The sequence below is a fragment of the Novosphingobium sp. SG707 genome (genome assembly GCF_012275515.1).
In the GTDB taxonomy this organism is placed as follows: domain Bacteria; phylum Pseudomonadota; class Alphaproteobacteria; order Sphingomonadales; family Sphingomonadaceae; genus Novosphingobium.
The window spans coordinates 1-12,241 of record NZ_JAAZQL010000005.1; the positions used below are offsets into that span (position 1 = coordinate 1).

Annotated in this window: 14 protein-coding genes; 4 read left to right on the forward strand and 10 right to left on the reverse strand. The window is 60.1% G+C overall.

The window, feature by feature from the left end; translation table 11 throughout:
* Window positions 1-69 precede the first annotated feature (69 nt).
* Complete coding sequence (locus tag FHW92_RS15180) at window positions 70-1,035, reverse strand: hypothetical protein (RefSeq protein ID WP_168604132.1); 966 nt, start codon at window positions 1,033-1,035, stop codon at window positions 70-72.
* Window positions 1,036-1,177: 142 nt separating this feature from the next.
* Here FHW92_RS15180 and FHW92_RS26090 point away from each other — a divergent pair, with 142 nt between their 5' ends.
* A complete protein-coding gene (locus FHW92_RS26090) occupies window positions 1,178-3,511 on the forward strand; it encodes an SEC-C metal-binding domain-containing protein (RefSeq protein WP_168604133.1) in 2,334 nt (777 codons plus the stop codon).
* Window positions 3,512-3,761: 250 nt separating this feature from the next.
* Here the strand turns inward: FHW92_RS26090 and FHW92_RS15190 are convergent, their stop codons facing one another.
* The 3 genes from FHW92_RS15190 to FHW92_RS15200 all read right to left on the reverse strand — a co-directional run bounded on the left by FHW92_RS15190 (window position 3,762) and on the right by FHW92_RS15200 (window position 6,029).
* Window positions 3,762-4,580 carry a DUF5677 domain-containing protein gene (locus FHW92_RS15190; protein ID WP_168604134.1) on the reverse strand — a complete coding sequence of 273 codons (819 nt, stop codon included), beginning with the start codon at window positions 4,578-4,580 and terminating at the stop codon, window positions 3,762-3,764.
* A 1-nt stretch (window position 4,581) separates the two neighbouring features.
* Complete coding sequence (locus FHW92_RS15195) at window positions 4,582-5,310, reverse strand: hypothetical protein (RefSeq protein ID WP_168604135.1); 729 nt, start codon at window positions 5,308-5,310, stop codon at window positions 4,582-4,584.
* 233 nt (window positions 5,311-5,543) lie between these two features.
* Window positions 5,544-6,029, reverse strand: coding sequence for a hypothetical protein (locus FHW92_RS15200; RefSeq protein ID WP_168604136.1), 486 nt, complete (start codon window positions 6,027-6,029; stop codon window positions 5,544-5,546).
* Here FHW92_RS15200 and FHW92_RS15205 point away from each other — a divergent pair.
* Complete coding sequence (locus FHW92_RS15205) at window positions 6,028-6,432, forward strand: CHAT domain-containing protein (protein WP_168604137.1); 405 nt, start codon at window positions 6,028-6,030, stop codon at window positions 6,430-6,432. The genes FHW92_RS15200 and FHW92_RS15205 overlap by 2 nt on opposite strands.
* A gap of 86 nt (window positions 6,433-6,518) precedes the next feature.
* Here the strand turns inward: FHW92_RS15205 and FHW92_RS15210 are convergent, their stop codons facing one another.
* Both FHW92_RS15210 and FHW92_RS15215 read right to left on the reverse strand, forming a co-directional pair.
* Window positions 6,519-7,637, reverse strand: coding sequence for an OmpA family protein (locus FHW92_RS15210; RefSeq protein ID WP_168604138.1), 1,119 nt, complete (start codon window positions 7,635-7,637; stop codon window positions 6,519-6,521).
* Window positions 7,634-7,789 (reverse strand): hypothetical protein, encoded by a 156-nt coding sequence (locus tag FHW92_RS15215; RefSeq protein ID WP_168604139.1) that lies wholly within the window; start codon window positions 7,787-7,789, stop codon window positions 7,634-7,636. The genes FHW92_RS15210 and FHW92_RS15215 overlap by 4 nt, the downstream gene beginning before the upstream one ends.
* A gap of 57 nt (window positions 7,790-7,846) precedes the next feature.
* On the opposite strand from FHW92_RS15215, the gene FHW92_RS15220 reads away from it, so the two are divergent.
* Window positions 7,847-8,098 (forward strand): GlsB/YeaQ/YmgE family stress response membrane protein, encoded by a 252-nt coding sequence (locus FHW92_RS15220; RefSeq protein ID WP_168604140.1) that lies wholly within the window; start codon window positions 7,847-7,849, stop codon window positions 8,096-8,098.
* A gap of 56 nt (window positions 8,099-8,154) precedes the next feature.
* Here the strand turns inward: FHW92_RS15220 and FHW92_RS15225 are convergent, their stop codons facing one another.
* The 4 genes from FHW92_RS15225 to FHW92_RS15240 all read right to left on the reverse strand — a co-directional run bounded on the left by FHW92_RS15225 (window position 8,155) and on the right by FHW92_RS15240 (window position 11,370).
* Window positions 8,155-9,927 carry an SLC13 family permease gene (locus tag FHW92_RS15225; RefSeq protein ID WP_168604141.1) on the reverse strand — a complete coding sequence of 591 codons (1,773 nt, stop codon included), beginning with the start codon at window positions 9,925-9,927 and terminating at the stop codon, window positions 8,155-8,157.
* A 128-nt stretch (window positions 9,928-10,055) separates the two neighbouring features.
* Window positions 10,056-10,208 carry a lmo0937 family membrane protein gene (locus tag FHW92_RS15230; protein WP_168604142.1) on the reverse strand — a complete coding sequence of 51 codons (153 nt, stop codon included), beginning with the start codon at window positions 10,206-10,208 and terminating at the stop codon, window positions 10,056-10,058.
* Between the two features lie 97 nt (window positions 10,209-10,305).
* The gene (locus FHW92_RS15235) at window positions 10,306-10,479 is read right to left on the reverse strand and encodes a NepR family anti-sigma factor (protein WP_168604143.1); all 174 of its coding nucleotides are present in this window, start codon (window positions 10,477-10,479) and stop codon (window positions 10,306-10,308) included.
* Window positions 10,480-10,545: 66 nt separating this feature from the next.
* On the reverse strand, window positions 10,546-11,370 hold the full coding sequence (locus tag FHW92_RS15240) for a response regulator (protein WP_168604144.1): 825 nt from the start codon (window positions 11,368-11,370) through the stop codon (window positions 10,546-10,548).
* A 224-nt stretch (window positions 11,371-11,594) separates the two neighbouring features.
* Between FHW92_RS15240 and FHW92_RS15245 the strand changes: the two genes are divergently transcribed.
* Window positions 11,595-12,236 carry a sigma-70 family RNA polymerase sigma factor gene (locus FHW92_RS15245; RefSeq protein ID WP_168604145.1) on the forward strand — a complete coding sequence of 214 codons (642 nt, stop codon included), beginning with the start codon at window positions 11,595-11,597 and terminating at the stop codon, window positions 12,234-12,236.
* Window positions 12,237-12,241 lie beyond the last annotated feature (5 nt).

A 12,241-nucleotide genomic window follows, 5' to 3' on the forward strand; every position in this document is an offset into this window, starting at 1 on the left:
AACCACCAAAACAGCCTCCACCGCATACGACGTACATAACGACGTCAATAACGACGTCGCTTAACATCGTCAGGCGGCCTCAATCGGGCCGTTACCCATTTCCATGGCCAGCGTCGCTTGCCGGCAAAGGAGCGCCGTAACTACCTCGAAGACCTCAATCTCGTTTAAATCTAACGGCCAGTTCGCCAATCTAATACGGAGATCAGCCCGAACCGCATTTCGATAATCAAAGACGAATTGCTCAAGTGAATCTTCACTATCGATAGTTTCGTCTTCGAGTGTGTCTAGAAATAGACAGGGGCCGAAGCCGGAGATATGGTCCCAAAATGCCTCAACCCATAATACGTCGACTTCAAAGCCGGCGTCATCAAGGTTAACCTCCATGAACAGTGTTGGAGCGGCAGCTCGAAAGGCGCCGGCAGCGCGACGCGCCTCCTCTGTCTCTGGATAGCCGTTAATAACCTTGAACCGTGCGACAAGGTCATCGATCAGATGCGCTGCGATATGAATCTTTCCTTGGTCGATTCCCAACTCGTAGCCAAGTGCTGATGACAGCACCGCCGTGCGACTGTTGCGGTCGTAAAACTCGCGGAGCAGTTCGGGAAAGCGCGTATTCTGCTCAGGTACAGCGTCCATTTTTCCTAGGAATGCCAACGGATGGTCGGGCATCACGGCCGCCAGTGGTGCCAGAGATCGGCGGATGGCTTTTAGACTGACCTGATCAAGTGTAGATATTATCGCTTCTTTTGCCGCGTCTGAAAGCTCCGCGAACGTGCTGAACTTAACAAACATGGGACATTCAGCCCCATTCATCGCCGTACGAGCGGCTTGACCTAAAGCACGGCAATGGCCCCGAGCTGCCTCGTAGCCACAATGGTCGATCACCAGGCCAAGCCAGAGAACCTCGGGCACAAGCTGACGGGTCCAGGAATATTGGGACAGTTTGCCCCCGAGTTTATGCAAAAAGGACGGCACGAGCTTACGTTTGACCGCTACGTGGTCCTGCAAGACTGGCTTGCGTGTCTCATTAGTCAACGCTCTTCCCCTCGTTCTTCCCGGTCGAACAATCGCCACTTACGCATGGTGCCGGTCACTATCGTCATTGGTAATTATTTGCAGCACATTTAGGATAGATTGTGCAGTATCGTGACTTTAGAAATGTCAGGCATAAGTAGTTATGAACGAGGAAAAACGAAAAGAGGCAGCTGCTTCCTTGTTGAAAGACATGGAGGCTACAGCAGCTCGGATGCGCGAGCTTATCGTCGCGATGCCCCCACATGATCTGCTCGGCTACATCTACGCCCAGCATATGATGAAAGCGATGGTAGACCAAAGCGCCGAGGAGGAGCAACGCGAAGCGGACGGCCCAAATGACTTGATCAACGAAAACCAATTTCTGCTGGAGTACGTACACGCGGTGCTCGCGTCAGACGATGCCCCTGCGGACGTGACATTCGACGAAGCCCAATGCGCCGAGCTGTTTGAACTTAGCCGCAAACTGCGAGAGCAGGCTATGTTCTTTGCCATGGCCACGTCTGCCGATACCAAGGACGGCGTCTTTGGTCCCGACACAGCCGACATTGAATTCCGCGCGAAATCGACCTGGGTCATGCTACGCGGGAACCGCTACCAAGTCTTGGAAGGTGAGTTCTACAGCTACGTTTTGGCGCCTCACAATGATGTCTTGAAAGAAGTTTACGGTGTTGGTGCCGCCGATATCGCGGAAGGCTTCCAGGCCATGGCCGACGCCACCCGCTCTGGGCATGCCGACGCTATCATGGAGATGATTAAGCAGTTTGAGGCGGCACAGGCCTTCGCTGCGGCACAGGACAGGCCTCTGGAAGACGTCATGGAGGCATGGATTGCGGCCAATGCGGAACAGTCGAAAGCCGCTGGGCGGGCGATGGACGACATGTTTCGGGGCGGCATCGCCAACGTGAGTCGACACACTACGCTACCGCCTACGTTGCTGGCGGATTTGGCTTACCGGCGCGGAGAAGAAACCGAATTTTTCGCAGCGGGCGATTTTTCGGGAACACCCTACCGGACACTGCCTGCCAGGAAGAAGCCCCTGATTCAGCTTGGAGCGGACTACTACGCCATCGACCCGTGCTTCACCCGCGACGCTGGGTATCGTGCGCTTCTCTACAACCTTCTGCGGCGAAAGCCGGACTACAAGAAAACTTTTGAGGATCGACAGAAGAGGATGAGCGAAGCTGCCTTCGCCGACATTCTGGCCGCCCAGCTTCCTGGAGCCACGGTTTTTCAAGAAGTCTACTATAAAGACCCTGCCAGCAAGCAGTGGTCCGAAAACGACACCCTGATCCTGGTCGACGACGTGCTGTTCCTGGTTGAAGCCAAGGCAGGTGCGGCTGCGACCATTGCATCGCCAGCACTTGATTTCGGCCGCCACGCCCAGTCCGTTCAGGACTTGGTACTCAAAGCCTACAAGCAATGTGAGCGCTTCTTCAATTATCTGAATTCGGCGGATGAAGTGCCGCTCTACCACTTGGCGGACGGCAAATACGAAGAGTGCGGCCGTGTCCGCCGCTCCGACTACCGCGTGATGGTGCCGATCGGGCTGACGGTCGAGTCGTTCTCGCCCTTTTCCACATACTGTAAGGAACTGCCGCAAGTTGAGCCGCTGCTTGGAAGGCATGCCTTCGTTTCGCTGTCCATCGACGAACTATTTGTCCTCAAGCGTCTTCTGCCCACACCCGGCGAGTTCGTCCACTACATGGAGGTGCGGCAGGCCGTGGCAGGTATGCGCCGGGCTCATTTCTTTGACGAGTTCGACCACCTGGGCGCGTACCTGAAGAAAAACCGTTTCGATCAGAACATTGCCGAGCAGCTGAAGGGCGGCAAGGCGAGCATGCTTATCTGGGACGGCATGAGCGACATCGTCGACAGGAGCTTCGAGGGGGAAGACTGGGAAAGCCGACGGTTTCCGACGCAGGACCTCCCGGAAGAGGTGCTGAACCTACTTAGGGCGCTCGATGCTACCCGAGCACGCGGGTGGCTCTCAGCGGAGAGCCATATCCGTGACCTTGGGGAGGAAGGCCGGAATAATCTGGCCAAGATGCTGTCCGACCTTCGCCAAACCCTGAACCAGCATCCCGCTCGCTATTTTACTCTCTCCGGGGACGGCGAGCCGCTCTTCGTTTGGCTTCAACAACACGACCACCAAATTGACTGGACCAGGGTGAATAACAAGGCCAGCGCAGCTGCGTTGGCCGTCAAGGCTTCTAACATCATCGGCATCGTGGCAGAGGTTAGTGCCGACGGAACCTACTACCGGGCGCAGTCTTTCGCGGTCTACATACCGACAGAGCGAACGGAAGAAAACGCCCACATCTACGAAGACGCCGCGCGAATGGCTCAACCCACGCGGGCGGTAAATCTCAACCAGCCGAGAGGTGTCGCCCCACCTGTGAAGACCAAAAAGCCTGGGCGGAATGATCCGTGTCCGTGTGGCAGCGGTGTAAAGTACAAGAAGTGTCATGGCCGTTAGGGATAGGCCAACCAATAGAAATTGATAAACGTCCAGGGAATGACGGCTTTTTAGAGCGTGAATATTTTGGAGGAGCATGGAGGCATTTATAGCATAGACGTCGATCTATGTTTCGTCGACTTCGGCCCGCCAGAATCGCCAATTGCTCTCCACAGCGGGACATGGCCGCATTGTCCCAAACCGCATGGCAAACCGCCGATTCCACGCTATCGCCCGATACCTGTCTGTCTGAAATGGCGCGCCACCCGCGTCATTCCGACTGCGGATCGGCGCTGCTATCGGTGACGGCATCAATCAGCGTCTCGTAAGATGATGGCCCCCGGAACGCGAGCCCGTGTGCTCGATCGAATGTGCCAAGCGTCTTGCTCCAATATTTCGCGGCGAGCGTCAGATAATGAACGTCCGGGCCGAGTGCCTCGCTGGTCGGACGACGATGATGCCGGTGCAGTGGATTGCCACACTCCCTGAGATCGTAACGTGCAACATGGTGCCACATCGAATGCGTGCAGGCGCTGAACGGAGTGTAAACATAGTTGTAAAAATCAATGCAGTTGGCCTCTTCAGCCATTTGACGAACCGACAGGCTCGACCATTTTCCAAGGTCAACATCGAGCAACCAGCCGATCCGCTGATTGTCGATCCACCTCTCGCCGGCTTCCAGCATGGTCGCCTCTTGCGGCGTCAGCTCGCGAGTTCCGATCTGCGCGCGGCGATGCTCGAGTTCGAGTTTAGCCTGACCTAATCCAAACAGTACGAACTTCCGGCAGCGCTCGACCGGATCTAGCAACAGCCACGCGATGTTGATGTAAGCGTCGGCCATTGCGCGTAGCAGGATGGGCGCACTATGCCCGGTCCACAGCGCGGGCGCGCGTGCGACGTCCTTGGAGAGCGTCGCCTGTCGTGCGAGCATGCCGCCGATCACTTCGTGGACGTGGATCTGAGAAAAGTCGGGAGGCCATGCCTCCAGGCGCGCCGTGAGCTCGTGATCGACGTTTGTACAATAGCTCTCGATGAGCGGCCAAATTTCTAAGCCTTCGTCATCCTGACCATCAGCCTCCTGCTGAGTCACATCAATCCTCGCACTGTTCGAGTTCCAAACCACGGTTCCAGAAAGCGGTCGGCCAATCGGTCCCCGACGCCATCATGTCGGCGTCACCGAACATCTGATTGAGGGTCGCGCGGATCGACGCGGCGATCCGCTGTGACTGCTCGGTTTCGGGGTAATCTTCGATCCGGGGAAAATCAGCGAGTGCCAAGCCCGCCGAGACCTTGAGTCGATCAGCATCGAATGCAAGCCATGTCGCGGTCGCCTGAACCATGATGGCGCACGTCGATGAGCGATCGAGTAACACGCCAACCAGTGTCTTGAGCGCGCCGAGATCTTGTAACCAGCTTTCTCGCGTCGCCGCTTGCGCCAGTTCGCGCATGGGGTGGTCTGGGTAGTGGGCATGGAGCGGCGCGAGCGGTCCGCACAGATCATCCCGATAAGACCGGCCTTCCACGATGCTCGAAAGCACGCCTCTTGGTAGAGAGGCGAACTTGCCAGCCGCTGCCCAAATCGTGCGGCCATGCGTTGGATCGCTTACACGCAAGTCGCGAGTAAAGGCGGTTATGATTTCAACGCCACGACGAGGACCCCAGGCTTCCTGCACGAGCGCGATCCACAAAAGTTCCGGAATCATCATGTTGATCCACGACACCTCGTGCATTGGTCCGAATGCGTCGTTGAACGGAGTCACTAGCTTGGATTTGATGCGCCTGTGATCGTCAAGCACCGGCGTTCGCTTGTTTTCATTCATAACTTCCCCGGTACAGCGTCGGTAGAGATCGTCTTGGGTATAACGAAAGATAATGTGACGGAATGATGCCGCCAAATCACCGATTTTTCCACCGTTAGACACTCAAACACCGCCGAAAATCGCCGATTCCCGCACTGCTCGGAATATCCATATAATTGTCAGAGACTTACAATGATTTCATAGTGCTCATCTTCGTCGGGTGCTGTCCGCCATTTGGGTGCTTTCCGCCCCCCTCACAACTGCTCGAGATAGCGCTCCAGCCGGAAGAAATTGGCTTGCGGTGCGCCCGGCGCGATCGATACCGTGAAAGAGGGGGTTTGGGCCAGCCCGTCGCCGTCCACAAAGGCGCCGCAGATGAAATCCCTCGGCTTGATCAGCGTCCATTGCAGATGCGCGCCGCCCACCGGATATTGCGCGGCAGGCTCCATCCCGTCGATATGGCGCACGATGGTGAACACCTTGACCAGCCGGTTGTGGCCGCGCGGCGCGATGCGGTAAAGGTCGGCGGCCTGCGCATGGCGATAGCCATCGTCGCCATAGGCTTTCAGCAGAAGATCGTGAACATGGGGGCGCTGTTTGTCCAGCTTTTCGGTTTCGGCGGGCACGCCCATCTGCCCGCCGGACCGCATGGCGGTGCCCGCATAGATGAAGCTGCGGCTGAATTTGCGCACGAATTTCTCGTCAATCACGCCCACAGGACAGGTCCTGTCCGATGGCATGTTGTCCTTTGACGAGGTGGCCAAGCTGGAACTGGATGCCAATCTGGTGGTGCTCTCGGCCTGTGACACGGCGGCGGGCACCAGCGTCCAGACCGCGCTCAAGGCCGGGCTGGAAAGCGCTTCGCCCGCGCTTGACGGGCTGGTGCGTTCCTTTATCGCGGCGGGCGCGCGCACGGTCATGGCCACGTTCTGGGCCGTACCGGTGCTGACCCAGACCGACGATCTGATGTCCACCTTCTACCGCACCGGGCGCAGCGCCACCATGGCCGGCGCGATCAAGACCGCGCAGGACCAGATGATCGACACCCGCCGCTTTTCCCACCCCTATTACTGGGGCGCCTATTTTCTGGTGGGCGACGGGGCCAAGTCGATGCTGACGCCGACACAGGTGGCGATGCGGTAAGGGGAACACTCCGCTTCCATCAACACCTTCATGCAAAAAAAGGGCCGGATTGCTCCGGCCCTTTTCCTTGCGCGCGATGCGTGGGCTCAGTTGCCCGCGCCCGGCCCATAGGTGATTTCCACGCGGCGGTTCTGCAGTTCGCGCACACCATCGGCGGTGGGCACGCGCTGGTTCGCTTCGCCAAGACCCTGCGTGGTGATCGAGGCGCTGCCGATGCCATGGCTGGTCAAATAGGATTTGACCGATTCGGCACGGCGTTCAGACAGGCCAAGGTTGTACTTGGGCGAGCCCGAACTGTCGGTGTAGCCGGCCACCATCACCGGCACCGAGGCGCAATTGCCATAGGCCTGGATCGCGCTGTCGAGAATTCCGGCCGCTTCGCTCGTGATGTCCGACTTATTCCAATCGAAGAACACGATATAGGGCCCCTTGTTGCAGACCGGAGCGGGGGGCGGGGGCGGCGGAGGCGGCGGGGGCGGAGCAGGCTCGGGCGGCGGCGGCGGGGGCGGCGGCGGAGCGGGCTCGGGGGCAGGCTCGGCCGCGCGGCCAAAGTTGTAGGTCAGCGTGGCCAGCACGGAGTGGCTGCGCAGCTTGGCATATTGCTGGAAACCATCACGATTGGCGAAATTGGTGGCGCCATCGGGGCGGAAATAGCGATATCTTATGCCCAGGTCGACATTCTTGCTGAGCGGAGCGGTGACGCCTGCCAAGGCCTGCCAGGCAAAGCCCTCGTCATGGCCGCGCAGGCCCCCGGCTGCGCCATTGCTGGACCAGACATTCACGCGGGCATAACCCGCGCCCGCGCCTGCATAGGCCTTGAACATGCCCCATTTGCCAACGCTGAAGAGCGCATTGGCCATGCCCGCGACGGTTTCGGTATGGCCGTAAAAGCCATTGCCATTGTTGTAATAGCCATTGGGCAGCGGCGTGCCGTTGGGTCGATATTCGCTCCTGAGCGCCGATTTGTCGTAGAAACCTTCGGCTTCAAGGCGGAAATTGCCAAAGTCATAGCCGAGCGCGCCGCCCGCCTGCCAGCCTACCTTGGCCCTGTTGTTGCGCTGAAAATTGCCGCTGCCGTCGCGGATATCGACGCGCTCATGCTGCACTGCGCCGCCTTCGACCGTGACATAGGGTCCGGTTTCGGCATAAGCGGTGGTGGCCAGCGCGGAAGAGGCCATCGCGGCCGCAATAATCAGATTTCTCATGGTTTTCCTTCCTTTCGACCCGCGGGCTTGTCATTGGCGAGTGGTGCCTGCGTTTCGACGATGAAAGAATCGAGACGAGAGAAGGTTGCATGGCCCCGCAGCAAAATTACGTCTTTTTGCGGGCGCAGCACATCGATGGCGCATTTCGCCATGGAACATCCCGCCCCGGCCGCCATTGATGGGGTATCAGTCAATCAAGGAGAGTAATGATGAGCATTCTCTTATGGCTTCTGATCGGCGCGCTGGTCGGGGCGGTCGCGGGCATGATCATGGGCGAAAGCATGGGCCTGTTCGGCAATATCGTCATCGGTGTGGTGGGCGCCTTTATCGGCGGCCTGCTCTTTGCCCATGGCGATATCAACAACAGCCCGCTGACGATCGGCAGCTTTTCGGTCTCGCTGGTGGGCGCCATCGTGCTGCTGGGCATCGTCAACCTGTTTCGACGCGGTTCCTTGCGCTGAAACGCTGAAACCATGCGGGCAATTCTCAACGGGCGCGCAGCCCCCTGCGCGCCCGTCTATAATGGCCAGAAGACATCAATGGCCAGCGTGCCCGCCACAATCACCATGACCGACAGGGGCAGGCCCAGCCGCCAGTAATCGCCAAAGCGATAGCCCCCCGGCCCCATCACCAGCGTGTTGCATTGATGGCCGACCGGGGTCAGGAAATCCGACCCCGCGCCCGTGGCTACCGCCATCAGGAAAGCGTCGGGATTGAGATGCAGCCCGCGCGCCACCCCCACCGCCACCGGCCCCAGCAACAGCACCGTGGGCGCATTGTGCAAAAAGGGCGAGCAGGCCATCGCCGCCACCATCATCAGCCCCAAGGCCAGAATCGGCGCCACGCCGTCCAGCAGGCCGGTCATCACCTGGGCGATGATTTCGGTGCCGCCGCTGTGATGCACCGCCTCGCTGATCGGCGTCAGCGCCCCCAGCAGCACCAGCACCTCGGGTTCCAGCGCGCCATAGGCCTCGCGCGGGGAGAGCGCGCCCACCACCATCATCATCACCGCCGCGCCGAAAAAGGCCCCTGCCACCGGCGCCACCCCGAAAGCCACCATCAGCATGGCCCCCGCCAGAACGAGGATCGGCAGGAACCTCTGTCGCCGGTCGCCCAGTTTCACATGGCGTTCAAACAGCGGCAGCAGATCAAGGTCGGTCAGGATCGCGGGCAGCGCCCTTTCGCCCGCGCGCAGCACCAGCACATCGCCGGCGCGCAGGGCGGTTTCGTCCAGCCTTTCGGTGATCCGCTCCTGGCTGCGGCCGATGCCCATCAGGCGGACGCCGAAACGGTCATTCAATCCGACCTCCTGCGCGGTCTGGCCCACCAGCAGCGAATGCTCCTGCACCACCGCCTCGATGCTGCGCATTTCCTCGCCGGGTTCCGATTTGCTGGGCTGCCGGGTTTCGCGTCCATGCATCAGCGGCACGCGGGCGAACAGGCGGTCGAGCGCCTCGTCCTGCCCCTCCAGCACAAGGCAACTGTCGGCCTGAAGCGCGGCATCGGGCAGGGCAGGGCGCGCCGCGCCGTCCGGGCCGATCAGCCGCCGCAATGTCACCCCGTCATCGCTCAGGCGCAGGCTGGCGATCGTGACGCCGCTCTGCGCCAGTTCGGTGGTGATGCGCGCCTCTGTGGCATAGCGCGTCTGGGCCGAGGCGGTATCGAGGCTGGCCGCGCCCTGCCGCTTGGCGGGCAGCAGGCGCCACGCTACGCTGACCGTCAGCAGGCCGAGCGCCGTCAGCACCAGACCGACCGGGGCAAAATCGAACAGGGCAAACGGGCGGCCCAATTCCTGTTGCCGGATCTGGCTGACGATGATGTTGGTGGATGTGCCGACCAGCGTGACCAGCCCGCCCAGCAGCGACATGAAGGCCATGGGCATCAGCAGGCTGGCGGGCGATGTGCCGGTCTTGCGGCTCATGCGCAGCGCCACCGGCATCAGGATCGCCAGCGCCCCGACATTCTTGGTCAGCATCGAAAGCAGCGCGGTGGTGCCCGCCAGGACCGGCACCTGAACCCGCGCGGTGCGCAGCCGTTCCAGCCATGGTCCCACCGCCCATTCGATCACCCCCGATCGGGCGATCGCCGCGCTGACCACCAGCGCCGAGCCGACAATGATGACCACATCGCTGGTAAAGCCGGTAAAGGCCTGTTTGACCGGGACATCGCCTGTGGCCATCGCAATGACCAGCACGACCAGCGCCACCAGATCATAACGAAACCGCCCCCACACAAACATCGCAATGGCGCCGAACAACAGCGCAAAAGAGAGGCCTTGAGCATAGGTCATGGGCGCAAAGCCAAATGCAGGCGTGACGGGAATCGCGGCGACAGGGGCTTGTTATATCTCACAAGCGCATAATGCACGATAGGTTCGGCTCTGTCCCGGCCTATAACTCGGATCGTCGGATTTTCGCCTCAACGGATCGATGATCGTCCCGTGATCAGATGGAAAATGAAGGACGCAATGGCAAAAACCAGCAGAAGATGAATCAGTGATCCCGCGACGTGAAAGACGGCAAAGCCACCGATCCATGCGACGACCAGAATAATGGCAAGAAAAAGCAGCATGGGGTTCCTCCTTTATTTCTATTTCCATGGCCGCAACAGGCGACTGTAAAACAGAAATGCCCGGCAGGAACGGAGGTTCCATGATTTTTGACCAGGGTTATTTTCCGATCTGTTTGGCGATTTGCGCCATCAGTTCGGCAAAATCCTGCGGCACCGGCTCTTCGGCGGCGGCGTGATAATAGGCGCGAATATCCTCGCTCCACGCCGGGGTGGGGGGACGTTCAGGGTCGGTTTTTGCCCCAAGGGCATTGGTTGGTGGAGCTTCTTTCACGGGCTTGTCCCATTCCATGCGTCGCAATATCGCATACCGAAGGCGCCGATGACAGCGCATCGGCGATCATTTTTCAACATGCGATCCGAAAAACAGCGCCTGACTGATCGCGGCCCGCACGGTTTCATCGCGAAACGGTTTGCCGATCAGAAAGGCCGGTTCCGGCCGCTCGCCCGTCAGCAGCAATTCGGGGAAGGCGGTGATGAAGATCACCGGCACATCGCCGATGCGCAGGATCGCGTCCACCGCATCGGCGCCCGAGCTGCCATCGGCCAACTGCATGTCGCTGAGCACCAGGCCGGGGCGCTTTTCGGCAAAGATCACGCCCGCCTCGGTGGCGGTGGTGGCATTGCCGATGACACGGTGCCCGGCATCGGCCACGATATCTTCCAGATGGCTGGCGATCAGCGGCTCATCCTCGATGATCAGCACATCGACCGGACGGTCAAGCGCCAGATCGGCAATAGCCTGATGAACGAGCTGTTCGGCCTCTTCCTCGCTCACCCCCAGAATCTCGCCGGTCTGGGCGATGGAGAAGTCCTCCAGCTGGTTGAGCAGCAGCGCCTGGCGGGGAAAGCTGGGGACGCGCGCGATCTGGGATGCGGTTTCGGCGGCGAAACTGTCCGCCCCGCGCGCGAAACCGGCATCGCTGGTGGTCCACACCTTGGTGAAGGCGCGAAACAGGCCCACCGCCCCGCTGTTGATTTCCGCCAGCAGCGCAGGATCCTGCAAGGAAGCCTCCAGTGTGGCGCGAACGATGGCGTCCCCGCTGGCCTGACGCCCGGTGACCGAACGCGCATAGCGGCGCAGGAAAGGCAGCGAGGCGGCAAGGTCGCGGGAATCGTGAACTGCCTTGTGGACGGAACCAGCGCGCTCAGTGATCAAAGTCATGGATTTCCTCGCAGCGAGTAGGGGCCTGCGTGTCAAACAGCTCAGCGCGCGGCGGGTTCCATTGGTCGTGCAAAATCCGAAAAATTTTTCGCGGGAGGTTGGGTTACTGCTCTAGTGATCTGATAAATAAAAGGAAAAACTGAATTTCTCGGAAGGCCGCCGGAATGGAACCTTCAACTGATCGGGACGTTAGCCCTTGCGAGGACCTAAAAAGGAAATTTCGCATGACCGAGAGATCCGATCATAAGGCTGTCGCGTCCGGCGCCCCGCTGAGCGATGCCGAGTTTCACAAGGAACTGACCGCGGCTATCCCGCATTTGCGCGCCTTTGCCCGCACGCTTTGCGGCAACCGCGACCGGGCCGACGATCTGGCGCAGGAAACGCTGATGAAGGCCTGGGCCGCGCGTGACCGCTATGCGGCGGGCACCAGTTTCCGGGCATGGACCTTCACGATCCTGCGCCACCACTATTTCGGCCAGTTGCGCCGCGAACGCTTTGTCGGCGATTATGACGAAGGCGTGGCCGAGACCGTGCTGAACACGCCGGGCGATCAGGAAAGCCAGATGGAGGCCACCGACGTGCTGCGCGCGCTCCAGACCTTGCCTGATGCCCAGCGCGAGGTGCTGATCCTGATGGCGGTCGGGTCGGTCAGCTATGAGGAAATCGCCGAAATCTGCGGCGTGGCCGTTGGTACGGTCAAGAGCCGGATCGCGCGGGCACGCGCCGCGCTCTCGGCCGTGCTGGAGGGCGGCGTGCTGCCTGATTTCCGCCATAACTTCGTCTTGGAAGGGGAGGTGCTGGAAGCTTTTATCAGCCAATTTCGGCAAATTGCGCCCCCGCACCTGACCATGCGGCTGGTGGCCTGATCCTG